The organism is Pandoraea soli (assembly GCF_902459595.1).
GTDB lineage: Bacteria > Pseudomonadota > Gammaproteobacteria > Burkholderiales > Burkholderiaceae > Pandoraea > Pandoraea cepalis.
The window spans coordinates 373538-398063 of the sequence record NZ_CABPSG010000002.1 but is presented as its reverse complement, the minus strand read 5'-3'; the positions used below and the strand labels follow the sequence as shown (position 1 = coordinate 398063).

The following is a 24526-nucleotide window of genomic DNA, read 5'->3' as shown; positions in this document are numbered from 1 at the left end:
CCACGCAAGACAATCCATTATTCCAAGGAGACACCCGCATGAAACTCAAGACGTTCCTCACCCAAGCTTGCGCCGCCGCTCTGCTCGGCGCCTTGGCGCACGCTGCCCTCGCCGACCAGCTCGACGATATCAAGAAGGCAGGCAAGATCCGCGTCGCCATCGCCATGGGCACGCCGCTGTACTCGTATGCCGACGCGAACCTGCAACCGGTGGGCTCGGACGTCGAAACGGCCAAGCTGCTGGCACAGGATCTGGGGGTGAAGCTCGACATTGTGTCCGTGACGAACGCCGCACGCATCCCCACGCTGCAGTCGAACCGCGCCGATATCGTGGTGGCCGATCTCGCGATCTCGCCGGAGCGTGAGAAGGTGATCGATTTTTCGATGCCGTACGCGGTCATCTCGATCATCGTCGGCGGCCCCAAGAGCATGGTCATCAAGGGCTATGACGACCTGAACGGCAAGCGTATCGGCCTCACGCGCGCGACCGTCAACGACACGCTCACCACACAACACGCCAAGGGCGCGCAGATCGTGCGCTACGAAGACGACGCGACGCTCATCACGTCGATGGTGACCGGTCAGATCGACATCTTCTCGAGCACGCCGTCGAACCTCGGCGAGATGCAGAAGCGCGCCCCGGACAAGAACCTCGAACTGAAGTTTGCGCAGACGGAATTCAATCTGGGCATCGCGCTCAACAAGAATCAGCCGGCGCTTAAGGATTGGATCAACAATTGGGTGAAGACCAATCTCAAGAACGGCAAGCTCAACGCGATCTACAAGAAGTACCACGGTCGCGATCTGCCGGAGAGCGTGATCAAGGGCGCGGCGTAAGACCGCTGCCGCCTGCGGCGAATGGCCGTCGATGCCCTGGCGTCGACGGCCGCGACACGATGTCGCACCGCCTTCGCACGGGAATCGCTGGTCGCGCCGGAGGGAACGCGGTAAGTTAGCGGCTTGCCTTCGACCCGTTCCCCGGCTGCACGCCCTCCGATGACTGCCCGCTCCGCTTTCCCGATCTTCGCTGTCCTGCGTGTCGTACGACTCGCGCCACTCCCACCACGCCCGCCACGCCCGCCACTGCCACTTGTGGCCCGCCGAAGCCGCATTGCGCCAACGCTCGCGCTACTCGGCGCGCTGAGCGCGCTCGCGTCGCCCGCCATGGCCGCTGGCGACGTGGAAGCCGGCAAGGCAATGTTCGCGGCACGCTGTGCGTCGTGCCATGCGGTCGGCCCCATGGCGACGTCGGGCTTCGGCCCGCAACTCAACGGTCTCGTCAACCGCCGCGCGGGCAGCCTGCCGGACTACGATTACTCGACGTCGATGAAGCAGTCCGGCATTGTGTGGGACGACAAGACGCTCGCCACTTTCGTTGCCAATCCGGGCAAGACCGTGCCGGGAACGAAGATGCGCTTCTGGGGCATCGGCAACGAGCGCAAGGTGGCCGACTTGCTGGCCTACCTGCACACGTTCAAGTAACGCGAGACGACCATAGCCCGCAAACGTGCCTCAGGCCTCGACGGGGCTCACACCTGCTCGTTCCAGCAGGCGTTGATTGCGCGACGAAAGGTTGACGAAGCGCACGTTTCGACCCGACGTTCGATAACGCTCCCTGAGCGTCTCGAACGCCACGATGGCCGAGTGATCCGCCACGTGCAGATACCGGCAATCCACAACGATCCGGCGGCCATCCGACGACGGCTGGAACAGATCCTGGAAATTGGCGGTCGACGCAAAGAACAGCGTGCCATGAAGCACATAGGTACGGGCGTCGTCGCCGTTCTCTTGCACGTCGGCACGAATGTCGCGGGCATGCTGCCAGGCGAAGTTGAGTGCGGCGATAACAATGCCGCACATCACCGCGACGGCCAGATCCGTGAACACGGTGATGACCGTCACCGCAACGATCACGAGGGCGTCGTTGCGAGGCACTTTGCCGAGTACGCGAAGTGAGCCCCAGGCGAACGTCTGCTGGGCGACGACGAACATCACCCCGACGAGCGCCGCCAGCGGAATGCGCTCGATGAGCGGCGACAGGCAAAGCACGAACAGCAGGATCATGATGCCAGCCGTCGCCCCCGAGACGCGGCTGCGTCCGCCCGAACTCAGGTTAATCATGGTCTGGCCGATCATGGCGCAACCGCCCATGCCCCCGAACATTCCAGATACGACATTCGACACGCCGAGCGCGAGGCATTCTCGATTCGGATGGCCGCGCGTTTGCGTGATCTCGTCGGTGAGATTGAAGGTGAGCAGCGTCTCCAGCAAACCGACCATCGCCATGAGCGATGCGTAGGGGAAGACGATCCGCAACGTCTCCAGATCGAAAGGCACTTGCGGCAGATGGAGCGACGGGAGCGCCCCGGCAATGTGCGCCATGTCGCCGAGCGTACGCGTGGGCAGATGCAGTCCTTGGCTGAAGAGCCCGACGCCAACGATGGCGACGAGCGCGGGCGGCACGGCCTTCGTGAGGCGCGGCAGCCCATAGACGATCAGCATCGTGAGCGCAACCAGCGCGCACATGATTGCCAGTGGTGTGCCTTGCAGCCAGACGTCGCCTTGCGGCGTGGCGCGCTTGAAATGTTCCAGTTGCGCCATGGCGATGATAATCGCGAGCCCATTCACGAAACCGATCATCACCGGGTGCGGCACCATGCGAATCAGCTTGCCGAGACGCAACAGGCCGAAGAGCATCATAAGCACGCCGCCCAGGACGACGGTCGCCAGCAGGTATTGCACGCCGTGTTGGACGACGAGTGCGACGATGACCACCGCCATCGATCCGGCGGCCCCCGAGATCATGCCGGGACGACCGCCGAAGATGGCGGTGAGCGCGCAGACGATGAACGCCCCGTAGAGGCCCATGAGTGGATTGACTTGAGCGACCAGCGCGAAGGCGATGCACTCGGGCACTAGCGCGAACGCCGTGGTCAGACCGGCAAGTACGTTACCGGGGAGATTCGGGAGCCACTGCTCCCGAAGTGTTTGAGACTTCATAAAATGATGTTCCACATGGGACGCGCATTTTACCAGCCTCCGATGTTTTCCACCGATGCTCGAGCGAGGCGCCTCAGCGCACGAGGCACGGACGCTTGTTGTCGAATGTCCAGTTCGGAATCAGGTACTGCATCGCGACCCCGTCGTCGCGGGCACCGAGGCCATGTTGCTGATACAGCGCGTGCGCCTTCTCGACTTCGTCCATATCGAGTTCTACGCCGAGGCCCGGCACTTCCGGCACCTTCACTTTGCCACCGACGATCTGCAACGGATCGCGCGTGAGGCGCTGGCCGTCCTGCCAGATCCAGTGCGTGTCGATCGCGGTGATCTTGCCGGGCGCGGCGGCGGCAACGTGCGTGAACATGGCCAGCGACACGTCGAAGTGATTGTTCGAGTGCGAGCCCCATGTGAGGCCCCAGTCGTTGCACATCTGCGCAACACGCACCGAGCCCTGCATCGTCCAGAAATGCGGGTCGGCCAGCGGAATATCGACGGATTGCAGTTGAATCGCGTGGCCCATCTGACGCCAGTCGGTCGCGATCATGTTGGTCGCGGTCGGCAGGCCGGTCGCACGACGGAACTCGGCCATCACTTCGCGGCCCGAATAGCCGTTCTCCGCGCCACACGGGTCTTCCGCGTAGGCGAGAACGTCGTGCTTGTCACGGCACAGGCGGATCGCTTCGGCAAGCGACCAGGCGCCGTTCGGGTCGAGCGTCACGCGCGCTTCCGGGAAGCACTCCGCGAGCGCGGTGGCCGCTTCCATTTCCGCGTCGCCTGAGAGCACGCCGCCCTTGAGCTTGAAATCGTTGAAGCCATAGCGCGCCTTCGCGGCTTGTGCGAGACGCACAACCGCTTCCGGCGTCAGTGCGACTTCCGTGCGCAGACGCTCCCAGTCGTCGCGCCCTTGCGCGCCCGAGGCATACGGTAGATCGGTCTTGTTGCGATCGCCCACGTAGAACAGGTAGCCGAGCATCTCCACCTCGTCGCGTTGCTGGCCTTCGCCGAGCAAGGCGGCGACCGGCACGCCAAGGTGCTGGCCGAGCAGGTCGAGCAGCGCCGCTTCGAGCGCCGTGACCGCGTGGATCGTGGTGCGCAGGTCGAAGGTCTGCAGACCGCGACCACCCGCGTCGCGATCGGCGAACGCGGTCCGCACGCGGTTCAGGATCGCTTGCAGATTGCCGACCGATTGCCCGACGACGTAGGCACGCGCATCGTCGATCGTCTTGCGGATGGTTTCGCCGCCGGGCACTTCCCCAACGCCCGTGTTCCCCGCGCTGTCGGTCAGGATCACGATGTTGCGCGTGAAGAACGGGCCGTGCGCGCCCGAAAGATTCATCAGCATGCTGTCGCGCCCGGCGACGGGAATGACGCGCAGTTCGGTGACGGTGGGTGTGGCGTTGGCGCGAGTGAGGGTCGTGGACATAAACGAAGTACCAGTAGTTGAGGGAAGCAGGCGGGCGTCGTGACGATCAGACGGCGCCCTCGGCTTCCACGTAAAGCGAATAAAGCGAATGCGAACTTGCCATATACAGCCGGTTGTTCTTCGGGCCGCCGAACGTCAGGTTCGCGCAGCGTTCCGGCAATCGGATAAAACCGATCGGCTGGCCGTTCGCGTTGAAGACCTTCACCCCGTCGAGGTCGGCGGAACTGACACCGGCGCGTCCGTCCGAGCCCCAGCCGCACCACAGGTTGCCATCCGTATCGACCGTGAAGCCGTCGAGCGCCCCGGCGCCGTGCGCATCGAAAAGCTTCGACTTGTTCGACAGCGTGACGCCGTTTGCGCCGACATCGTATTGCCACAGCACGCGGCTCGGCGTGGCCCGGCTATCGATCACATAGAGCTTCGACTCGTCTGGTGAGAACGCCAGGCCGTTCGGCCCGGCGAGGTCAGTGATCATCGCCTGCAACTCACCGTCCGGCGAAAGACGATAGACCGATGGCGGCAGCTCGGGCGTCGCCTTCTCGCCTTCCCAATGCCCTGCGATGCCGAAGGGCGGATCGGTAAACCAGATGGCGCCGTTCGACTGGCAGACGACATCGTTTGGCGAGTTCAGGCGCTTGCCCTGATAGCCTTGCGCGAGCACCGTGATCTTGCCGCTGTGCTCCGTACGCGTGACGCGCCGCGTGAGATGCTCGCACGTGACGAGTCGCCCTTGCCGGTCTCGGGTGTTCCCGTTGCTCTGATTCGACGGCTGGCGAAAGACCCCCCAATGCCCCGTCACTTCGTCATAGCGCATCATGCGATTGTTGGGAATGTCGCTCAAGACGAGGTAGCGTGCTGCGGGGAAGTACACGGGGCCTTCGGCCCAGCGCATTCCGGTCCCCAACTGCTCGACCGCGCTGCTGTAGAGCCGGTATTTCGCGAAGCTCGGATCGAGAATTTCGATGGCGACGTCCGGGTAACGCGTGCTCGGCTGGAATGCCACCCGATGTGCATCGGGCGACCCGCCGAGCGGCTGCGCACCGGCGAAGGCGTCCGCCGTCGCCATGCCGCTCGACGACGCGGGCTCGATGAGCGAACCTTGCTCGTGCAATCCGCGGGACGTATGCAATCGAATCTCCTTGCGATGGGTCCGGTAGCCAGGTACGTGTTACGCCGCCAGTTCGAAGCGCTCGATCTTGCCCACGACGAACAGATAGCACACGATCGCGATCAGCGCATTGGCGCTCACGAAGACCAGTGCCGCCGCGAACGACCCCGTGTCCTGCACGAGATAACCGATCACGATCGGCGTCGTGATACCTGCCGTGTTACCGAACGTATTGAAGAGGCCCGCGCACAGTCCACTGGCTTGCTTCGGCGCCGTATCCGACACAACGGCCCAGCCCAGCGCGCCGATGCCCTTGCCGAAGAACGCCGCCGCCATGATGCCGACCACGACCCATTGGTTGTCCACGTAGTTGCAGGCGATCATGCAAGTCGACAGCAGCAGCCCGACGACGATGGGCACCTTGCGCGCGGTCGACGTCGAGAAGCCATGCTTCATCATCCGGTCGGACACCACGCCGCCGAGCAAGCCGCCAAGGAAGCCGGCGATCGCCGGGATCGACGACACGAAGCCCGCCTTCAGGATCGACATATGGCGCTCCTGCACGAGGTAGATCGGGAACCAGGTCAGGAAGAAATAGGTGAGCGTCGTGATGCAATATTGCGCGATGAACACGCCAAGCATCATGCGGCTCTTGAGCAGTTGCCTGAAAATCTTGCGCCCCTGCATCCCGTCGTTCGAACCCCCCGTCGCGGCGCGACGCTGCGCGACGATTTGTTTGTCTTCGAGGTCGATCATGGCGCCGTGATCGGCAATGAAGCGGACTTCCGCGTCGTTCGCGAGCGGATGCTGGCGCGGCGCATAGATGGTCTTCAGCCAGACGCCGGTAAGCACGATGCCCAGCGCGCCCATCACATAGAACACGTACTGCCAACCGTACGCATGCGTAATCCAGCCCATGAGCGGCGTGAACAGCACGGCGGCGAAATACTGCGACGAATTGAAGATGGCCGACGCCGTGCCGCGCTCGGCCGTCGGGAACCACGTGGCGGTCATGCGCGAATTGCCCGGGAATGCCGGCGCCTCGGCCGCCCCCACGAGAAAGCGCAGCGCGAACAGCGTGATGACCGCCATCGCGATCGGCAAGCCCGCGACCAGGCCCTGCAGCGCCGTCACCAGCGACCAAAAGAAGATACTGCAGGCGTAGACCCGCTTGGTACCGAAGCGATCGAGCAGCCAGCCACCGGGAATCTGCGCGGCAACATAGGCCCATGCGAACGACGAGAACAGGTAGCCCATCGCGACCGGCGAAATGCCCAGTTGGTGCTGTATGGCCGTGCCCGTAATAGAGAGCGTTCCGCGATCGGCGTAGTTGACCGTCGTGATCAGGAAAAGCATGAAAACGACCAGGTAGCGCGCCTTGCTTTGCCCCGCATAACGGCCATCGACGCCGCCGGCCGTCGCGGCCGCCGTGCCAAGCGCCTCATCCCGAGCAAGGGCTGCCCGCGTTACGCCATTTTCCATCATCGTCTCCGAAATGTTGTGTGATGTCCTATGTGTTGGAAGCATATGTTAGCGCAAACAGTCCGAAAATCCGGGTTTTCCCGGGATTTATACATACGACGTCGTATGTCATTGAGTCCTCTAATCACGTTCTCTTATCGATAGAATGGATGAACACAGGGAGCCGCGATGGAAGAGCACTACAGGCCGTCCGCCAGTCGGCCGCCTCAGACGAACGACAACGTGACGTTGGAAGACGTTGCACGCCTGGCCGGCGTTACGGCAATGACGGTGTCACGCACGCTGAAGCGACCGGAACTCGTGCGCGAAGCAACGCGGCAACGGGTGCTCGACGCCGTTCGCGTGACCGGCTACGTGCCAAACCTGCTGGCGGGCGCGCTTGCCACGAACCGGAGCCACCTCGTGGCGTTGCTGTTGCCGACGATTGCGACATCGATCTTCACGGAACTGGTGCAGACGATGATGTCGACGCTGGCCGCGTCGGGCTATGAAACGCTGCTGGGGCTGACCGACTACCGTCGGGAGCGTGAAGAGCAACTCGTGCACACCTTGCTCGGCCGGCGACCGGATGCGATCGTCCTGACCGGCACCGACCATTCCAGCGTCACGCGCGAGCGGTTGCTCAAGACAAACGTGCCGATCGTGGAAGTCTGGGACCTGGCCGACGACCCCATCGACATGCTGGTCGGTTTCTCGCACGAAGCCGTCGGGCGCGCGGTGGTCGACCATCTGCTGAGGAAATCGTATCGGCGGTTTGCCCTGATGTCGGCCGACGATCCGCGCGGGATGCGACGTAGCTTCAGCATCGTGGAGGCGTTGAGGGAGCACGGAATGGACGATGTGCCGTTGGAAGTCCTGCCCGCGCCGGCGACACTGCAAGCGGGGCGCGAAGGCTTTATACGCTTGCTCGACAAAGGATTGCCGGACGTGATTGTTTGCAGCACTGACATGCTGGCGCAGGGCATTCTCGCCGAGGCGGCGAGTCGCGGCATCGGCATTCCCCAGCAGGTGGCGGTGATGGGTTTCGGCGATCTGAGCACCGCCGCGCACGTCCATCCGTCGTTGTCGACGGTCCGCATCGACGGGGCGATGATCGGACGCCTTGCCGCCGAGGCCCTGCTGCAGCGACTGGACGGGAACCCGCCATTCAACGAAACGCTGCGTGTCGATACAGGGTTCACGATCATCGATCGAGAGAGTACGTGAGCAGCGCATTATCCAATCGCCTGATGCGCGCGACTCACCGGACGTTAGGAAAGTTGACATGAATTTCAGGTCCTTGCAGTGTTTCGTCATTCTTGCCGAGGAGCTGAACTTCAGCCGCGCGGCGGAGCGCTTGCATATCGCGCAACCCGCACTGAGTCAGCAGATACGACTGCTGGAAGAGCGGCTTGGCACGCAACTCGTCGACCGCGCAAGGCGGCCGCTTCGACTCACCGAAGCGGGCCACTATCTCTGCACCGAGGCACGCCAGATTCTCGGCTCATGGGAGCAGGCGAGCCTCGGTGCGCAGGAAATTGGCGTAGGACGACGTGGCTGGTTGTCCATCGGCTTCACGCGATCTGCGATGTACAGCATCCTGCCGCCCGCGCTGAAGGCATTCCATCGGGCTTACCCACAGATCGAACTGAAGCTCTTCGAGATGTTGACCGACGAGCAGGCCGATGCGTTGCGCGACATGCGCATTCACGTCGGCATCGGACGTCAACCGCTCGACATCCCCGGCTGCGTGACGTATCCGCTGCTGCGCGAACATATCGTGGCAGTGCTTTCACCGGATCATCCGCTGGCGGGGAAGAAGAAGGTTTGCATTTCAGAACTCGAAGACACACCGCTCATCCTGTATCCGAAGCACCAGAACGCGCAGTTCAAGCGCACTGTGCAGTCCTTGTATCGCGACGCGGGCGTGACGCCGTTCGTCGCTCATCAAGCCTACGAAATCCAGACCGCCATCGCGCTCGTGGCGGCGGGACTCGGCGTGACATTTGTCGGTGAGTCCGTGGCGCGGCATGGCCGCGCGGACGTCGTTTTTCGCCATCTCGCGAACCCAGGCGCGTCTCAATGGTCAACGCTGGCTGCAACATTCCGCGCCGACGATGACTCAGCGCATCTGCGCGCCTTCCTCGGCTGCCTTCCCGCGCCACTCAAGAACGCACACTATAAGAAAAGGCTTATAGAAACATAAGCAACGCGTCTTGGACGCGGAACACCGCGCTTCTTATCATCGGTTTTCGTGATCCGAACCGGCTCGCCTTAACAGGCGCGGCACGGGTTCGGGCACGCTGACGGCATAGGCCGTTTGTAACGCAGGGCCACAGAGCCCTCGCGATCCGACATAAAGAACGTGGAGACGGCATGACCCCATTCAACGAAGCGGCAACCATGCGAAAGGTGTACGGGCGACTCATGCCCATGCTCTTCGCGATGATGTTCTTCAACTACCTCGATCGCATCAACATCGGCTTCGCGGCGCTCGACATGAACAAGGCGCTCGGCTTTTCGCCCGCCGTGTTCGGCTTCGCAGGCAGCATATTCTTCGTCGGCTACATGCTCCTGGAGGTGCCGAGCAACCTGCTGCTGCATCGCGTGGGCGCGCGCCGCTGGATCGCGCGCATCTTGCTCACATGGGGTGCGGTAGCGGCCGCAACGGCCTTCGTCTTCGACGACAAGAGCTTCTACGCGTTGCGCTTTTTGCTCGGCGTGATGGAAGCGGGCTTCCTGCCCGGCGTGGCGGTGTACCTGACCAAATGGTTTCCGTTGCGCTACCGGGCCCGCGCGGTGGGTGGCTACATCATCGCGGGATCGTTTTCCGCAGTGCTGGGCGGCCCCATCTCAACCGCGCTGATGACCTATGCCAATGGCGTTCTGGGCCTGCAGGGATGGCAGTGGATGTTCATCCTCGAAGGCATTCCGGCGATGCTGCTGGGCCTCGTCACCCTGCGTATCATGACCGAGCGCCCGGCCGACGCCGACTGGCTCGCCGATGACGAGAAGCAATGGCTCGAAACGACGCTGGCGGCCGAACGCGAAACAGTCGGCGGCAACGCCCATTTCCCGCTGCTGCGCGTAGCGAGCGACATTCGCGTATGGAGCCTTGCCTGTCTGTTCGGATGCGCACTGGTCGGCATCTACGGTCTCTTTCTTTGGCTGCCTCAGATCGTCAAGAGTCTTGGTCATCTGAGCAATATCGAGGTTGGCTTTCTCTCGGCCGTGCCGCCGCTGCTGGGCGTGCTGGGCACGTTCATCATCAGCCGCAGCTCGGACCGCACCGGCGACCGCAAAAAACATCTGGCCTTCGTCTATGGCATGAGCGCCGTCGCCATCGCGGGCAGTGCTTATGCGCCGAATCCCGTCATCGCCTACATACTGCTGTGCGTAACGGGCCTTTTCATCTACGCCGGCAATCCGCTGTTCTGGAGCCTCGCATCCTCGTTCAGGACCGGCGCGGCGGGCGCGGCGACTATTGCGCTCATCAACACGATCGCGCAGTTCGGTGGGCTGGTCGGACCGTGGAGCATCGGGCTCGTGCGCAGCGCGACGGGCAACTTCAAGTTCGCGCTGCTGACAATCGCGGCGTTCCTCGTCATGGCGACAGTGATCGCGCTTGTGATGCGAGTGAAGCCGGCCGACGACGAAGACGCTTCGCTGTCCACGGCGGATTCCGCCGCCCGCACCTGAATCCCGCACACAACGTTACGGAAGTCACGCATGATCATTGATTGTCACGGTCACTATACGACCTCGCCCCCGCAACACGAAACATGGCGCGCGCAGCAGATCGCAGCGCTGAACGACGGCGTTGCGCCCCCCCCTCGCCCCAACATTTCCGACGACGAAATTCGCGAGAGCATCGAACGCGGTCAATTGCGCATCCAGCGCGAGCGCGGCACCGATCTTACGATCTTCTCCCCGCGCGCTGCCAGCATGGGCCACCACCAGGCTTCAGCGCAAGCCAACGCGGTCTGGTCGGCGGCATGCAACGACCTCGTACATCGCGTGTGCGAGCTTTTTCCGCGCAACTTCGTCGGCGTCTGCCAGCTGCCGCAGGCGCCGGGCGTAGCACCGGAAAACTGCATCGCCGAGTTGCGGCGATGCGTAGAGGACTTGGGCTTTATCGGTTGCAATCTGAATCCCGATCCGTCAGGTGGACACTGGTCCGGGCCGCCGTTGAGCCACCGCTCGTGGTACCCGCTCTACGAAGCACTGGTTGAACTCGACGTACCGGCGATGATTCACGTCTCGTCGTCGTGCAATCCCAACTTCCATGCAACCGGCGCCCATTACATCAACGGCGACACCTCGGCGTTCATGCAGTTGCTGAGCGCCGACCTGTTTGCCGATTTCCCGACGCTCAAGTTGATCATTCCGCACGGCGGCGGCGCGGTGCCGTATCACTGGGGACGTTATCGCGGGCTCGCGCAGGAAATGAATCGGCCGCTGCTCACCGAGCACCTGCTGAACAATGTCTTCTTCGATACATGTGTCTACCATCAGCCGGGCGCCGAACTGCTCGCCAAGGTCATTCCGGCGAAGAATATTCTGTTCGCGTCGGAGACGATCGGCGCGGTGCAGGGGATCGATCCGGAAACCGGCCATTACTTCGACGACACGCGCAGATATATCGATGCCATCGAATGGCTCAGCGACGCGGACCGCCGGCGCATTTTCGAAGGCAACGCGCGTGCAGTGTACGGGCGCCTATCCGCGCAGCTCGAACGACAACGATCAACCGAAGGAGCAACGATATGAATATGGCCGGATGGCGCGAATATGACTCGGCGGCCCAGGCGAGCCCCTCGACGCTCGTCGCCTTGCGCGAACTCGCCGTATCGCTATTGAGCGACAACATGGCCCGCGTGAGCGGCACGACCCGCCTGCGCCCATTTCATCGACCGAAGCCGATGGCTGGCACGGCGGTTACCGTGCGCACGCGCGGTGGCGATAATCTCGCGATCCATCGCGCGTTTGACTACTGCCGGCCTGGCGACGTACTCGTGATCGACGGCGCCGGGGAACTCACACAGGCGCTGATGGGCGACATCATGGCGAGCTTCGCGGAAAGCCTTGGCGTGCAAGGTCTCGTGATCGACGGCGCGATCCGCGATGTCGGCGCTCTGCGCCAGCGCGATTTCCCGGTTTACGCACACGGCGTGACGCATCGTGGCCCATACAAGAACGGACCGGGCGAGATCAACGTGCCCGTGACTGTCGGCGGGATGGTGGTGCATCCGGGCGACATCGTCGTCGGCGACGAGGACGGCGTGCTCGCGATCGCGCCTGCGGATGTTGAAGCCGTCATCGAGGGCGCTCGCAAGCAGGCGGCCAAGGAAGCGGCGGCGCTGAAATCGATTGCGCAAGGATGCTTCGACCGCTCGTGGGTCGCTGGCCAGCGTGACCGAATGATGAACGGCTGACAGCTTGCCGAACCCAGGCAAACGCGCGCATGATGGCGCGTTTGCCGCCTCATCGACACGACATTACCCACCATGCCCGCCCCTCTGGACACCGCAGCCCTGATCGATCTTGCACGACGCGCGCAAGCCAAGACGCCCGGTCCGTGTGCGTGCACGAAAACGCCGCTCGACGGCTGGCAATCCCAGCCGGTTTCCCTCGACGAAACGCAATTGCGGGAGATCGGCACCTTGCTCGTGGAAGACGCTCCGGAACCGACCGTTGCCGAATACCTGCCGGGCAAGACGACGTACTGGGCGGACGATGCGCCGATCGCCCCGCGCTACTTCCCTTACAACCGCTGCAGCGTGTGGGAATGCGCGTCGTGCGCACGGCTGTATCTGCGATACACGGAAGGCGGTGGCTATTTCGTCGATCGACGCATTCGCGCAGTGCGTCTGGCCTTGATCGAAGACGTGCCGCTGTAGGCAGCGCTGGCGCTAGCGCGCGGCAGCCGACGCCATCGCCACCGTCAAACGCCGTCGCTCAACGCGCGACCCGATACGTCCGCCCGGCGCCAATGACCTGATTCCGGGCAGACCTCGACCCTGTCGCCATTGCGCTGCACCTGCTCGTCATTCACCGTCATCGGACCCGATGGGTCGACGTCGAAGGCGACATTGAGCGCTTGCGCGACTTGGGGATCCTCGATCGGAAGCTCCCAGGTCAGGAATACCTGCGCGCCATCTTGATCTACGGGGAAGTCGTCCGCATCGAAGGCGTGGCTGCCGCGTTGAATCACCCCGTGCGGCTGGCAGGTGTCGAATATCAGCACCGTCCCCCGGGTCAAAGGAATGCGAAGGCCCAATCCGGGGAAATGAACGTCCTGCCCCTTGCATTCGCTCAGGAACAAATTGCAGAAGGCCGCGCCACCGTATTGTTCTCCGTCGTGGTGATACCTCGCACCACGGCAGGCCATGAGCGCGACATCCTTCGACGCGAGCTGCCCGGGCAAGCCAAGCGTGTTCGTCCAATCGGACGCGGCCTGCACATAGTGCGAGTAGTTCGGCCAGCGCGCCCGCGCGCGCGCCAGCGGCATCACATCGACATCCCCGGCGCCCAGCGTCATGCGCAACGATAACTCCCGCGTCCAATCGGCGAGCAGGCGCGTTGGCAGCTCAGGCACGTCGACAGTGCCCGACAGCACAACGTCGCTCACGCACCGGCTGCGGATGGCGTCGCCACTCCAAAAGTACGAAGTGAGGCGGTTTCGGTCGTGAGGTGGTGGTGGATTTGGGCGCATCGGTAGGAGTGTAATGCGGCGGACTTGCGAAGACCGCGTCTCGCCCTGCTTCGGTCTGTGCTGTCATCGACGACCGAGACAGTCCCCGCAGCGGCGTTCGCGCTGCGGGGGATACCCCATCGTAAATTACGCCAAGTCGAACCGATCGGCGTTCATGACCTTCGTCCAGGCGGCGACGAAGTCCTGCACGAACTTCTCTTTATTGTCGTCCTGTGCGTAGACCTCCGCATAGGCCCGCAGCACCGAGTTCGAGCCGAAGACCAGATCGACACGCGTGGCCGTCCATTTCACGTCACCGGACTTGCGATCGCGGATTTCGTACAGATTGTTGCCCGCGGGCTTCCAGATGTTCGCCATGTCGGTCAGATTGACGAAGAAATCATTCGTCAATGCGCCAACGCGGTTCGTCAACACGCCATGCCGAGTGCCCCCGTGGTTGGTGCCAAGCACGCGCATGCCCCCCAACAAGGCGGTCATTTCGCAGGCCGTTAGCCGCATCAACTGGACCCGATCGAGCAGCAGTTCCTCCGGGCTCACCACGTACGCCTGCTTCTGCCAGTTGCGGAAGCCATCCGCGACAGGCTCCAGAGCATCGAACGACTCCGCATCCGTTTGCGCAGACGTGGCATCGCCCCGCCCCGGGGCAAACGGAACGGCGACATCGAAACCGGCGGCCTTGATCGCTTGCTCGACGCCCACGTTACCGGCCAGCACGATCACATCGGCCACGCTGGCGCCCGTCTCGGCCGCGATCTTCTCCAGCACGGCCAACACGCTGGCCAGACGCACCGGCTCGTTGCCTTCCCAATCCTTCTGCGGCGCCAGACGGATGCGTGCGCCGTTGGCACCGCCGCGCTTGTCGGAACCTCGGAAGGTGCGCGCGCTGTCCCACGCCGTCGCCACCAGATCGGCGATGCCGAGGCCGCTGGCGACGATTTTTGCCTTTACCGCAGCCACGTCGTAATCCTTGCGGCCCGCGGGAACCGGGTCTTGCCAGATCAAGTCCTCCTTCGGCACATCCGGGCCGAGGTAGCGGGACTTCGGGCCCATGTCGCGGTGCGTCAGCTTGAACCATGCGCGAGCGAAGACTTCCGAGAAATACGCCTGATCCTGGTGGAACCGTTCCGAGATTTTCCGGTATGCCGGATCCATCTTCATGGCCATGTCGGCGTCGGTCATGATCGGCTTGCGGCGGATCGACGGATCTTCGACATCCACGGGCATGGCGTCTTCCTTGATGTCGACCGGCTCCCACTGCCAGGCGCCGGCGGGCGACTTCTGCAACGCCCACTCATGGCCGAGAAGCATATCGAAATAGCCGCCGTCCCACGTCGTCGGGTGCGTGGTCCAGGCCCCTTCGATGCCACTGGTGACCGTGTCGCGCCCCACACCACGGCTGACCGCGTTGATCCAGCCCAGCCCCTGCGCGTCGACATCCGCACCTTCCGGCGCCGGGCCGAGATTGGCGGCGTTGCCATTGCCATGCGTCTTGCCAACGGTGTGGCCCCCTGCGGTCAGGGCGACCGTTTCCTCGTCGTTCATCGCCATGCGCGCGAAGGTCTCGCGCACGTCACGGGCGGTCTTGAGCGGATCGGGCTTGCCATCGACGCCCTCCGGGTTCACATAGATCAACCCCATCATGACTGCCGCCAGCGGGTTTTCCAGATCACGTTCGCCGGAGTAGCGGCTGTTCGGGTTGTCGGTGGGCGCGAGCCACGCCTTTTCGGATCCCCAGTAGATATCCTTTTCCGGATGCCAGATATCTTCACGTCCGAAACCGAAGCCGAAGGTCTTCAACCCCATCGATTCGTAAGCCAGCGTGCCGGCGAGAACGATCAGGTCCGCCCAACTCAGCTTGTTGCCGTACTTCTTCTTGATCGGCCACAGCAGACGGCGGGCTTTGTCGAGATTGGCATTGTCCGGCCAGGAATTGAGCGGCGCGAATCGCTGGTTGCCCGTGCCGCCGCCGCCTCGTCCGTCGGCGATGCGATACGTGCCTGCCGAGTGCCAGGCCATGCGGATCATCAGGCCGCCATAGTGCCCCCAGTCCGCCGGCCACCAGTCCTGACTGTCGGTCATCAGGGCCTTGAGATCTTTTTTGAGCGCATCGACATCGAGCGTCTTGACGGCGTCCCGATAGTGAAACGATGCCCCCATCGGGTTGGTCTTGCTGTCGTGCTGATGCAGGATGTCAAGGTTCAGCGCCTTGGGCCACCAATCCATGCTGGACATCCCCGCCGACGTGGCGCTGCCATGCATCACCGGGCACTTGCCAGAAGCACTCGCGCTTTTGCTTTCCATTTCTCGCTCCATACGTTGCATGAAATCAGACGATCGGATCTGCATCCGGGCACAGATACCAAAAAGTACCAGATTCGGCGAAGGTCAGCTCGGCAGCGGTTACAGGGGCTGCGGGAAGGCGTCATGCAACACGTGGGGCCGTGACAATGGGTAAAGCAAAGCAGTACTCGCTGACGTGCGTTTGAAATACGACTTCCACCAGCTTGCCGTTCGGGTTCGATAATGTCCGTTCATCGCCGACGATGAGGCGGGAAGCGCACCGACCGCACGCGAACATCACTTGTTCGGTATGAACATTGAAACCCATAGTCATCTTTTGATAAGATGACCGACACGTAATCGTTCAATGCACCCCATGCGACCGCCCGGTCGGCGCAAGCCGGGACGCCAGCCGGCGAGAACAGATGCGCATCGCGCTTTGCCGCGAATGGCGCAACGTATGGCGAGGCGCGTCGATGGGCATCTGTCATGGAGCGCCGTCTAACTTATGCAGTTTAAAGGCGGGTCTCGTCCATGCATGACGAAAACGACAGTGAAGTCCTCGAAGTCCACCTCGGCACACAGAGCCCATACTGGCGCCTGGGCATCGACAGCAACGCACTCGAGCTTTCCGCGGTTCGCGGCTTGACGAACATCGGCATCCCGCTCGATGCCGCGCAGGCCGCCACGATTCGCAGCCTGACTGGCGTCACCTCGTCCTTCGAACTCGAGATCGCCCTGTTCGGCCATCCGTTGCGCCTGCACATGGTTGGCAAGAAGCTCGATTCAACCACCTGGGCCGGCACCGCCTCCGCGTACTCGGATACTCGCTCCGTCGCGCGCGACCTCGCGCACGGTCTCGCCTTTGCCGAGCAGGTCGTCTCCGAAGTCAATTCGCTCGTCGTGGTCCTCAATCGTCACGGCATCCTGCAGCGCTTCAATCGCCTCGCCGAAGAGGTACTGGGCAAACGCGAGGAAGACGTCATCGGCAGGAGCGCCTTCGAACTGTTCATGACCGAAGAGCAAGGCCAGAAGTCGAGCACGAACATCACGGGCTTCTTCGAAAACGACAAGCCATTCGCTGTCGAGCGCTTCATCAATACGGTCAACGGCCCGCGCCTGTATCAGTTTCGCAATAAGTTCGTGCAGAGCGGCAGCGGGCTCGACGAACGGTTTCTGATCTGCTCGGGCGTCGACATCACCGAGGAGCGCAACGCGCAGCGGCGCCTGACCGAGCTTGCGAATACCGACGTGCTGACCGGGCTGCCGAACCGGCATGCCGTCACCGAGATGATCCGCGCCGCCCTCGCCGGCGGCCCGGACGAGACGCCGCGGCAGGTCGGCATCCTGTTTCTCGATCTCGACAACTTCAAGCACGTGAACGATCACTATGGACATGTGACTGGGGACCGTCTACTGACCCAAGTGTCCGCGATCGTCAGGAACTGCCTGCCCGAATGTGCGACGCTCGCGCGTCTCGGTGGCGATGAATTCCTGGTGCTGTTCGAGCACGCAACGCTCGACATGCTCGAAGACACCGCGAAGACGATCATCGACCGATTCGAGACGTCCGTTCGCCTGGACGTGATGGAGGTCTATACCAGCTGCTCGATCGGCATCACGTTGCATCCGCAACACGGCGACACCATGGAAACCCTCATCCGCAACGCCGATACGGCAATGTACGTTGCGAAGGAAGCCGGAAAGCGGACGTATCGGGTGTTCACGCAGGAAATGAACCAGAAGGTCGCGAAGGCCATGTGGCTCGATACCAATCTTCGCAAGGCGCTCGAGGAAAAGCAGTTCGTATTGCACTATCAGCCGCTCGTCGACATCGCGACGGGCGACATACAAAGTGTCGAGGCATTGATCCGCTGGCAATCGCCGGAGCGCGGACTGGTGGGGCCTGTCGAATTCATTCGCCATGCCGAGGAATTCGGCCTGATCGGATCGCTCGGGCGCTGGGTGATGGAAGCGGCAGCGAAACAGGCCGTTCAGTGGCAAGCGAAGGGCTTGAACATGCGCGTCTCGATCAATGTGTCCGCGCGTCAATTGAGCGACCTGAATGTTGCAAATCACTTCGGCGAAATCTGCGACAGCGTTGGCCTGAAGCCAGGCCTGCTCGACGTCGAGTTGACCGAGAGCTGCTTCATCGAGGACGAGGGCCGCGTGCGCAGTCTGATGGAGCAGTTCCGAAAGCTCGGCGCACGGATTTATCTCGACGATTTCGGCACCGGCTATTCGTCGCTTGCGCAGCTCGCGCGGCTGCCGTTCGACGTGATCAAGCTCGACCGCAGTTTCGTGACCAGCGTCGACAGCGACACGAATGCCCAGGCGCTCGTGTCCTCAGTATTCACGTTGGCCAAGGCGCTGGGGTTTTCGGTGGTGGCGGAAGGGGTCGAGACCGACGCCCAGGCGGCATTCCTGCGGCAGGCCGGGATCGAACGTGCGCAAGGCTATCTCTACGCGAAACCGATGCCCGCACACGATCTCGAGGCGTGGATCAACGAAAAAAGAAAGCTCAGGCTTATCGCCTGAGCTTTCCCGATTCGCTACCTCACCTTACCGCCGCCGTGCCTCACGATACCGTGCGGAGCTTGGAAACGCGGCGGTTCTGCATCATCACCAGGCGCTCCATATAGGCGAGATCCTTCGTCTCGATCGTGAACGTCGAGCGAACCCAGTCCTCGGTAATGTCCATCAGCTCCGAGCGATCCAAGGGCAACGCGCGTTGACGTGCGCGGATCAGCGCGCGAATCCCATTCAGCTTCGGCCGGATCACGTCGATAAACGTGCGTGTCGCGAGGAACGCGTCGCCGGGCTCGAATAGCTGGTCGACAAGCCCCTTGTCCGTGAACCACTCGGCCACGTGCGACTCGCCGGTACTGATCAGTTCCTCCGCCACGCGCATGCCGGCTCGGCGTGCGACGAGCGAATATCCGCCCATGCCGGGGAACAGATTGAACGCGATCTCCGGAAAACCGAGCTTCACGCCTTTCTGCGCAAGGACGAAGTGATGCGCGAGCGCTGCCTCGAGTCCGCCGCCGAGCGCGCTGCCCTCGACCATCGCGATCGAGATCGCGCCGGTGCCGTAGCCGTTGTACATCTCCCAGATGCAATCGATGCACGACCGCGCATACGCCATCAGCATGTCACGCTTGCCGGAGCGGATCGCATCGACAAAGAAGCTAAGGTCGCCGCCAACGTTGAAAAGCTCGGGCACCAGCGATCCCGTGACCCAAAAATCGATGCGCAGCCCGGATTCCCGCGCCGTACGGGCAAGGTGCATGATCTCGGTGAGAAGCCCCTGATTGAAGCACGGGCGGGGGGCGGCACGGAGCATCATCCACATGATGTTTCGGCCTTCCTCATAAAATGCGGCCATTTGCGACATGTCCCCGGCTTCGTAGAAAGGCCTGCATGACGGGTGGTTTTGGAGTTGCATGTTTTTTCCTGTGTAGCTGTGGTTTGCGGTTAAATGCCGTTGTGACAAGCCATTCGGAAACGTTGCCGAGGTGGCCGTACGGCACCGCTATTCTTGCGCGCGCACAACTATCAGAAATGCGGATTCTTTAAATTTTCGATACCTGAAAAAATCAGCCCGCGTTGCGCGGGCTCGGATGGACAACGGTCGGCATCAGGACACTCCCCCGACGGTCGGCGGCAAATTTATACCCGGATAATATTGACATTATTTTTATCCGGGTATAAATTGCGCTTCTCACTATCCGGCTAGATACCATGACACCTTCGACGCTTCCCTCCCACATCGCCTTCGTGGGTCTACGGTGCATTGCCTCCGGCTCGCTTGCCGCTGTCGCGCTTTCGGTAAAGCGGGCCGTGGAAAAGGCGCCCCGGACGCCGGTGCTGATTTTCGACAACGCGACTGGGCGCGCGATCGACATCGACACACGCGGGACTGACGACGAAATCACCGCGCGCTTCACGCAGGCGGTATCCGATGCGCCCTACGGCAACGACACCGACGGCGCGGCGCCGCAGAGCGAAACACGCGGCCGAGGACGTCCGAAGCTCGGCGTCGTCGCGCGTGAGGTCACGCTGTTGCCACGTCACTGGGATTGGCTCGCGACGCAGCCAGGCGGTGCATCGGTCGCACTCCGAAAGCTGGTTGAAGACGCGCGTCGCGCTAACGCCCAACGTGACGATCGCCGCACCTCGCACGAGCGCGCCTACCACTTCATGTCGGCGTTGGCCGGCGATCTACCCGGCTTCGAGGAAGCGGCGCGAGCGTTGTTCGCAGACGATCGCGCGCGCTTTGGAGAACAGGTCGCCGGCTGGCCGGCCGATGTGCGCGATCACGCGTTCGCGCTGGGCTTTGGCGACGCATCGTGAGCAGCGCCGGTCGCAGAGATGGTACGGATGAAATTCACGCCGCTGAATGCCGGCGCCATCGCAGCGCTCACGCGTGACCGCGACCTCATCACGTTGCGGGTGACGGGAACGATGGGCCGGGTTTCATGCCGCGAAGGTTGGGCACGGCGAAAGGCGATGGGGGTTACATCCATGGACGCCCGCGTGCGACTAACCGGGGACGATTGCGGAAACGTCCAACTCGGTCTGTGTTCTCAGCAAAACGCATGCAAGACTGGTGCCGGGGACCGGACTTGAACCGGTAAGCCCGAAGGCGGCGGATTTTAAGTCCGCTATGTTTACCAATTTCATCACCCCGGCAAGGGCACGCATTCTAACATCCCCACCGAGATACGTCAGTTGGGTATCATAGGGTTACGCACGCGCTGCGCGCGCCATCGGAGATCGCCCTATGCTGGAGAATCTCGACCGCATCGCCCTGTCGCTGGACGCCATCGAAGCCGCCGCCCGCGACCTCGCCCTGCAATCCCCCCAGAACGCGCAAGCCCTCTACACCGCGCTCATGGAAATTCGCAACGCCATTGCACTCGTCGCCCAGGAAGTCGTGCGTCTCGAACACGAACTCCACGGCCCTACCGGCAACGGGCAATCGTGACCTCGGCGCCGCAATACCCCATGACACACGAGGGGCAAGCAACGGGTCTACAATAGGCAGCACGTTTCACAACACGGCGTGTCCCCATGGCCCTCCCCTGTTGTACGTCGCAAGTCGAGGCGCGCTACGATGCCGTGCGCGCCGCCTCGGTCGCCTTTGCACAAGACCTGTCCGACGCCGACGCCACCGTGCAGTCGATGCCCGACGCCAGCCCCATCAAGTGGCATCTCGCGCACACCACATGGTTCTTCGAAACCTTCTTGTTGAGCGAGTCCGGCGCCCTGTCCGGTAGCCACTACCGCCCCTACGATCCGCGCTTCGCCTATCTCTTCAATTCGTATTACGAGGCCGCCGGTCCGCGCCATCCGCGCCCACAACGCGGCTTGCTCTCCCGCCCCACGCTCGATGACGTGCTGCGCTATCGCCGTCACGTCGACGCCGCCATGCACGAGCGCCTGCTGCATGCCGATCTCCCGCCCGACGTCCACGCACTCATTACCCTCGGTCTGCATCACGAGGAACAGCATCAGGAGTTGATGCACACCGACCTGCTGCATCTCTTCGCGCAAAATCCGCTGCGCCCCGCACATCGCCCAGCGGCGTCTGCCAGTGAGATCGCCGGGCCGCTGCAATGGATCGCGCACGGTGGCGGACAACATCGCGTCGGACAGGAAGGCGAGTCCAGCGAACACTTTGCGTTCGACTGCGAAACCCCCGCGCACGATGTCTTGCTGCGCCCCTTCGCGATCGCCTCGCGCGTGGTGACGAACGGGGAGTGGCGCGCGTTTATCGAAGACGGCGGCTACCGCACGGCGGGACTCTGGTTGTCCGACGGCTGGGCGACGGTGCAACGCGAGGGCTGGGAACACCCGCTTTACTGGGAATTGCACAACGGTGAATGGCAGTCGATGACGCTCGCCGGCATGCAGCCGGTCGACGACGATGCGCCCGTGCGACACGTGAGCTATTTCGAAGCCGACGCCTTCGCGCGATGGGCGGGCAAGCGTCTGCCGACCGAACACGAGTGGGAGGTGGCGGCAACCGTCTCGTCATCGTCGCAACCCGCCATGGCGCAACGCTTCGGCCCGGTATGGCAATGGACGGCCAGCCCTTACGTCGCCTATCCGGGATTCCGGCCAGCGGCGGGGGCCGTCGGCGAATACAACGGCAAATTCATGTGCGGACAATTCGTGCTGCGCGGCGGCTCGCTCGCCACGCCACCGGGGCATGCCCGCACCACATATCGCAACTTCTTTTACCCGCATCAGCGCTGGCAGTTCTGCGGCCTGAGGCTCGCGGAGGATCGTTGATGTCGCAAGCCCCCCAAGCCACGCCATTCGTTTGTCCGTCGCTGCCCGAAAACGCGTTCGCGGCCGACGTGCTTGCCGGTCTCGGCCATACCCCCAAGTCGCTGCCCAGCATCTGGCTTTACGACCGGCTCGGCAGCGAACTGTTCGAAGCTATCACCGGCCTCGACGAGTACTACCAGACGCGCACCGAAACGGGGCTCCTCGGCGAATGCGCCGCCGCGATTGCCGACGTCATCGGCCCGAACGCCGTCGTCGTAGAATTCGGCAGCGGCTCGAGCCGCAAGACGCCGCTGCTGCTCGACGCGCTGGTCACGCCGCGCGCCTATGTGCCCGTCGACATCGCCGACGACTTCCTCGACGACGCCGTCGCCACGCTGGCCCGCCGCTGCCCGGGCATCCCCATGTTGCCGGTGCGCGCCGACTTCACCCGACCGTTTCGCCTGCCGCCGCAGTTGCAGACCACGCAAGGGCCCCGCCTGGGCTTCTTTCCCGGCTCGACGATCGGCAATTTCGCGCCCGGACAGGCCGCCGCCTTTCTTGCCCACGTCGGCAAGATGCTCGGCCCGCGCCGCCGCATGGTCGTCGGCGTGGATGCCTGCAAGGACGCCGCCGTGCTGCTGCCCGCCTACGACGACGCGCGCGGCGTCACCGCGCAGTTCAATCTGAACTTGCTCACGCGCATCAACCGCGAACTCGACGGCGACCTGCCGCTCGACGCCTTCCGTCATGAAGCCCGCTTCAACGCCGCCGCCAGTCGGATCGAAATGCATCTCGTCGCCCAGCGCCCTTTCCGCGCGAGCGTGCTGGGCCATCGCTTCGACTTCATGACAGGCGAGTCCATTCACACCGAGAACTCGTACAAGTACGGTCAGACGGAGTTCCGCGCCCTGGCAAGCTCCGCGGGGTGGGATGTCGAACGCGTCTGGCTCGATGCCCGCGCACGCTTCGCCGTCTATCTGCTGCGCCCCGCGGCGGGAAGCTGACCCGCGCACGACGCCGCCCAAAAAATCCGGCCCTTATCGCTAAAGTTTTGGCGTCACCATGCCGTTGATGCATGCAGACGCCTGCTGTCCGCCATGCGAAATGTGAATTTCCTGGGGAGACGGTGGAGACGCGGGGATCGCCAGCCAGGATTACGCTAGCATTGCCGCCATAAACGCCATGGGATCCGACACGCCGGGACGTCGGCATGTGTCCCCTCAAGGGCCATCTTCACAGCGCGCGGCCATGACCGCGGCGCACCGTTGACACGTATCGCTGCACATGACTTCACGCGCAATGGGGATGCACGTGGCACGAGCTCCGGCAGTCGCACCTGCCGCTCGCGGCACTGGCACAGACACTCGACTGGCTAGCGCTCACTCGCTCGCGCGGCGGCGTTGCGTCGTCGCGACGGCGCCTTGGAGCCAGTCACGATGAGCCGCATTTCGCTCACCCTCTCCGACATCGCGCTGGCGGATCTGAAGAAAGACTTCGACGCGTTCGTGCGCATCTCCGCCGCTGTCGACCGTCACTTCACGCCACCGCCCTTCGACGACTTCCTGCGCGCCCGCCTGCTCGACAGCACCGTCCCGCTCACCGAAGCCGCCGTCGCGCAATTGCTCGCCGGGGGACATTACGCGTGGGCCAAGCGCACGTTCGACAAGCAGTTCCCGGACGTCGTCTCGATCATCCTGAACCAGGCGCGTCAACACGGTTTTTATTTCGTCTCCCGCCCCGAATGGACGCGCGAGGACATGTCGCGTCAGGCGAGCCGCTGGGCCGAAGGTATCGTGCGCGAAGCGAAGGGCGAGGAACGCATCGTGGAATCGCTCGCGGGACAGATCGTCAGTTCGGCGCAGGACCTGCGCGCACTGGAAGCCGCCTTGCAGACGCCCGCGTGGCGCGCCGCCTCCGTGCTGCGCGAGCGCGTGTTCGACGCCAAGCGCAGCGTGGAGACCGCCCGTTCGCTGCAAGCGCGCGAGCGGCTCGGAGAGCTGCGTGCGCTCCTCGATCTGGCGGTGATCTACGGGTCGGTCGGTGCTCAGGAAGCCGAACAGATTCTCGACTACCTGCGAGTCCTGCGCCCCGAGTTGTTCAACGACGATCCAGGTATCTTCGAGCGGCTTGCCGCCTGGCTGCGGCGGTTACTGACGCCGGACCTACCTCGCCCGACCGTTGCGCCGCAAGCACCACCGTCCGGCATGACGACCGACGCGTCGCGCCAGAACGCCGACACCCTGCAACCGCCCCTCACGCGCTGA

At 63.2% G+C, this 24526-nt stretch carries 21 protein-coding genes and 1 tRNA gene; 14 read left to right on the top strand and 8 right to left on the bottom strand.

Annotated elements, in window-relative coordinates; all coding sequences use genetic code 11:
- Window positions 1-38: 38 nt before the first annotated feature.
- Both PSO31014_RS05795 and PSO31014_RS05790 read left to right on the top strand, forming a co-directional pair.
- A complete protein-coding gene (locus PSO31014_RS05795; protein WP_150550729.1) occupies window positions 39-836 on the top strand; it encodes a transporter substrate-binding domain-containing protein in 798 nt (265 codons plus the stop codon).
- 327 nt (window positions 837-1163) lie between these two features.
- Entirely contained in the window at window positions 1164-1481 is a 318-nt protein-coding gene (locus PSO31014_RS05790; RefSeq protein WP_150550860.1) for a c-type cytochrome, read from the top strand.
- A gap of 30 nt (window positions 1482-1511) precedes the next feature.
- On the opposite strand, the gene PSO31014_RS05785 is transcribed toward PSO31014_RS05790, so the two are convergent.
- The 4 genes from PSO31014_RS05785 to PSO31014_RS05770 all read right to left on the bottom strand — a co-directional run bounded on the left by PSO31014_RS05785 (window position 1512) and on the right by PSO31014_RS05770 (window position 7012).
- Complete coding sequence (locus PSO31014_RS05785; RefSeq protein ID WP_150550728.1) at window positions 1512-2999, bottom strand: SulP family inorganic anion transporter; 1488 nt, start codon at window positions 2997-2999, stop codon at window positions 1512-1514.
- Between the two features lie 73 nt (window positions 3000-3072).
- Window positions 3073-4422, bottom strand: a complete 1350-nt coding sequence (gene gudD, locus PSO31014_RS05780; protein ID WP_150550727.1) for a glucarate dehydratase — start codon at window positions 4420-4422, stop codon at window positions 3073-3075.
- A 46-nt stretch (window positions 4423-4468) separates the two neighbouring features.
- Entirely contained in the window at window positions 4469-5551 is a 1083-nt protein-coding gene (locus PSO31014_RS05775) for an SMP-30/gluconolactonase/LRE family protein (RefSeq protein WP_150550726.1), read from the bottom strand.
- Window positions 5552-5590: 39 nt separating this feature from the next.
- The gene (locus PSO31014_RS05770) at window positions 5591-7012 is read right to left on the bottom strand and encodes an MFS transporter (protein WP_281349071.1); all 1422 of its coding nucleotides are present in this window, start codon (window positions 7010-7012) and stop codon (window positions 5591-5593) included.
- A 222-nt stretch (window positions 7013-7234) separates the two neighbouring features.
- Between PSO31014_RS05770 and PSO31014_RS05765 the strand changes: the two genes are divergently transcribed.
- The 6 genes from PSO31014_RS05765 (at window position 7235) to PSO31014_RS05740 (ending at window position 12891) form a co-directional block, all read left to right on the top strand.
- The gene (locus PSO31014_RS05765; protein WP_343039573.1) at window positions 7235-8218 is read left to right on the top strand and encodes a LacI family DNA-binding transcriptional regulator; all 984 of its coding nucleotides are present in this window, start codon (window positions 7235-7237) and stop codon (window positions 8216-8218) included.
- Window positions 8219-8276: 58 nt separating this feature from the next.
- The gene (locus PSO31014_RS05760) at window positions 8277-9197 is read left to right on the top strand and encodes a LysR family transcriptional regulator (RefSeq protein ID WP_150550724.1); all 921 of its coding nucleotides are present in this window, start codon (window positions 8277-8279) and stop codon (window positions 9195-9197) included.
- A gap of 170 nt (window positions 9198-9367) precedes the next feature.
- Window positions 9368-10690, top strand: coding sequence for an MFS transporter (locus PSO31014_RS05755; protein ID WP_150550723.1), 1323 nt, complete (start codon window positions 9368-9370; stop codon window positions 10688-10690).
- 30 nt (window positions 10691-10720) lie between these two features.
- On the top strand, window positions 10721-11761 hold the full coding sequence (locus PSO31014_RS05750) for an amidohydrolase family protein (RefSeq protein WP_150550722.1): 1041 nt from the start codon (window positions 10721-10723) through the stop codon (window positions 11759-11761).
- Window positions 11758-12426, top strand: a complete 669-nt coding sequence (locus PSO31014_RS05745; protein WP_150550721.1) for an RraA family protein — start codon at window positions 11758-11760, stop codon at window positions 12424-12426. The genes PSO31014_RS05750 and PSO31014_RS05745 overlap by 4 nt, the downstream gene beginning before the upstream one ends.
- Before the next feature lie 72 nt (window positions 12427-12498).
- The gene (locus PSO31014_RS05740; protein WP_150550720.1) at window positions 12499-12891 is read left to right on the top strand and encodes a hypothetical protein; all 393 of its coding nucleotides are present in this window, start codon (window positions 12499-12501) and stop codon (window positions 12889-12891) included.
- A gap of 44 nt (window positions 12892-12935) precedes the next feature.
- Here the strand turns inward: PSO31014_RS05740 and PSO31014_RS05735 are convergent, their stop codons facing one another.
- Window positions 12936-13706, bottom strand: coding sequence for a hypothetical protein (locus PSO31014_RS05735; RefSeq protein ID WP_150550719.1), 771 nt, complete (start codon window positions 13704-13706; stop codon window positions 12936-12938).
- Between the two features lie 126 nt (window positions 13707-13832).
- Window positions 13833-16007, bottom strand: a complete 2175-nt coding sequence (gene katG, locus PSO31014_RS05730) for a catalase/peroxidase HPI (RefSeq protein WP_150550718.1) — start codon at window positions 16005-16007, stop codon at window positions 13833-13835.
- A gap of 513 nt (window positions 16008-16520) precedes the next feature.
- On the opposite strand from katG, the gene pdeR reads away from it, so the two are divergent.
- The gene (gene pdeR, locus PSO31014_RS05725) at window positions 16521-18524 is read left to right on the top strand and encodes a cyclic di-GMP phosphodiesterase (RefSeq protein ID WP_150550717.1); all 2004 of its coding nucleotides are present in this window, start codon (window positions 16521-16523) and stop codon (window positions 18522-18524) included.
- A 40-nt stretch (window positions 18525-18564) separates the two neighbouring features.
- On the opposite strand, the gene PSO31014_RS05720 is transcribed toward pdeR, so the two are convergent.
- Window positions 18565-19431, bottom strand: coding sequence for a crotonase/enoyl-CoA hydratase family protein (locus tag PSO31014_RS05720; protein WP_150550716.1), 867 nt, complete (start codon window positions 19429-19431; stop codon window positions 18565-18567).
- Window positions 19432-19727: 296 nt separating this feature from the next.
- On the opposite strand from PSO31014_RS05720, the gene PSO31014_RS05715 reads away from it, so the two are divergent.
- Window positions 19728-20339 (top strand): DUF2239 family protein, encoded by a 612-nt coding sequence (locus PSO31014_RS05715; protein ID WP_150550715.1) that lies wholly within the window; start codon window positions 19728-19730, stop codon window positions 20337-20339.
- Window positions 20340-20593: 254 nt separating this feature from the next.
- On the opposite strand, the gene PSO31014_RS05710 is transcribed toward PSO31014_RS05715, so the two are convergent.
- Window positions 20594-20678: transfer RNA gene (locus PSO31014_RS05710), tRNA-Leu, on the bottom strand.
- Between the two features lie 91 nt (window positions 20679-20769).
- On the opposite strand from PSO31014_RS05710, the gene PSO31014_RS05705 reads away from it, so the two are divergent.
- The 4 genes from PSO31014_RS05705 to PSO31014_RS05690 all read left to right on the top strand — a co-directional run bounded on the left by PSO31014_RS05705 (window position 20770) and on the right by PSO31014_RS05690 (window position 24526).
- Window positions 20770-20973 (top strand): hypothetical protein, encoded by a 204-nt coding sequence (locus tag PSO31014_RS05705; protein WP_017232965.1) that lies wholly within the window; start codon window positions 20770-20772, stop codon window positions 20971-20973.
- A gap of 86 nt (window positions 20974-21059) precedes the next feature.
- On the top strand, window positions 21060-22283 hold the full coding sequence (gene egtB / locus PSO31014_RS05700) for an ergothioneine biosynthesis protein EgtB (RefSeq protein WP_150550714.1): 1224 nt from the start codon (window positions 21060-21062) through the stop codon (window positions 22281-22283).
- Window positions 22283-23266 (top strand): L-histidine N(alpha)-methyltransferase, encoded by a 984-nt coding sequence (gene egtD, locus PSO31014_RS05695; protein WP_150550713.1) that lies wholly within the window; start codon window positions 22283-22285, stop codon window positions 23264-23266. Before egtB ends, egtD begins: the two co-directional genes overlap by 1 nt.
- Before the next feature lie 432 nt (window positions 23267-23698).
- Window positions 23699-24526 (top strand): DUF4088 family protein, encoded by an 828-nt coding sequence (locus tag PSO31014_RS05690; protein WP_150550712.1) that lies wholly within the window; start codon window positions 23699-23701, stop codon window positions 24524-24526.

Bases quoted from the DNA above. Each gene is read 5' to 3' on its own strand.
- PSO31014_RS05750 (WP_150550722.1), top strand. From the start codon at position 10,721: ATGATCATTGATTGTCACGGTCACTATACGACCTCGCCCCCGCAACAC.
- PSO31014_RS05715 (WP_150550715.1), top strand. From the start codon at position 19,728: ATGACACCTTCGACGCTTCCCTCCCACATCGCCTTCGTGGGTCTACGG.
- PSO31014_RS05740 (WP_150550720.1), top strand. From the start codon at position 12,499: ATGCCCGCCCCTCTGGACACCGCAGCCCTGATCGATCTTGCACGACGC.
- PSO31014_RS05705 (WP_017232965.1), top strand. From the start codon at position 20,770: ATGCTGGAGAATCTCGACCGCATCGCCCTGTCGCTGGACGCCATCGAA.
- PSO31014_RS05690 (WP_150550712.1), top strand. From the start codon at position 23,699: ATGAGCCGCATTTCGCTCACCCTCTCCGACATCGCGCTGGCGGATCTG.
- egtD (WP_150550713.1), top strand. From the start codon at position 22,283: ATGTCGCAAGCCCCCCAAGCCACGCCATTCGTTTGTCCGTCGCTGCCC.
- pdeR (WP_150550717.1), top strand. From the start codon at position 16,521: ATGCATGACGAAAACGACAGTGAAGTCCTCGAAGTCCACCTCGGCACA.
- PSO31014_RS05760 (WP_150550724.1), top strand. From the start codon at position 8,277: ATGAATTTCAGGTCCTTGCAGTGTTTCGTCATTCTTGCCGAGGAGCTG.
- PSO31014_RS05795 (WP_150550729.1), top strand. From the start codon at position 39: ATGAAACTCAAGACGTTCCTCACCCAAGCTTGCGCCGCCGCTCTGCTC.
- PSO31014_RS05720 (WP_150550716.1), bottom strand. From the start codon at position 19,431: ATGCAACTCCAAAACCACCCGTCATGCAGGCCTTTCTACGAAGCCGGG.
- PSO31014_RS05735 (WP_150550719.1), bottom strand. From the start codon at position 13,706: ATGCGCCCAAATCCACCACCACCTCACGACCGAAACCGCCTCACTTCG.
- PSO31014_RS05755 (WP_150550723.1), top strand. From the start codon at position 9,368: ATGACCCCATTCAACGAAGCGGCAACCATGCGAAAGGTGTACGGGCGA.
- PSO31014_RS05790 (WP_150550860.1), top strand. From the start codon at position 1,164: ATGGCCGCTGGCGACGTGGAAGCCGGCAAGGCAATGTTCGCGGCACGC.
- PSO31014_RS05770 (WP_281349071.1), bottom strand. From the start codon at position 7,012: ATGGAAAATGGCGTAACGCGGGCAGCCCTTGCTCGGGATGAGGCGCTT.
- gudD (WP_150550727.1), bottom strand. From the start codon at position 4,422: ATGTCCACGACCCTCACTCGCGCCAACGCCACACCCACCGTCACCGAA.
- PSO31014_RS05785 (WP_150550728.1), bottom strand. From the start codon at position 2,999: ATGAAGTCTCAAACACTTCGGGAGCAGTGGCTCCCGAATCTCCCCGGT.
- PSO31014_RS05745 (WP_150550721.1), top strand. From the start codon at position 11,758: ATGAATATGGCCGGATGGCGCGAATATGACTCGGCGGCCCAGGCGAGC.
- katG (WP_150550718.1), bottom strand. From the start codon at position 16,007: ATGGAAAGCAAAAGCGCGAGTGCTTCTGGCAAGTGCCCGGTGATGCAT.
- egtB (WP_150550714.1), top strand. From the start codon at position 21,060: ATGGCCCTCCCCTGTTGTACGTCGCAAGTCGAGGCGCGCTACGATGCC.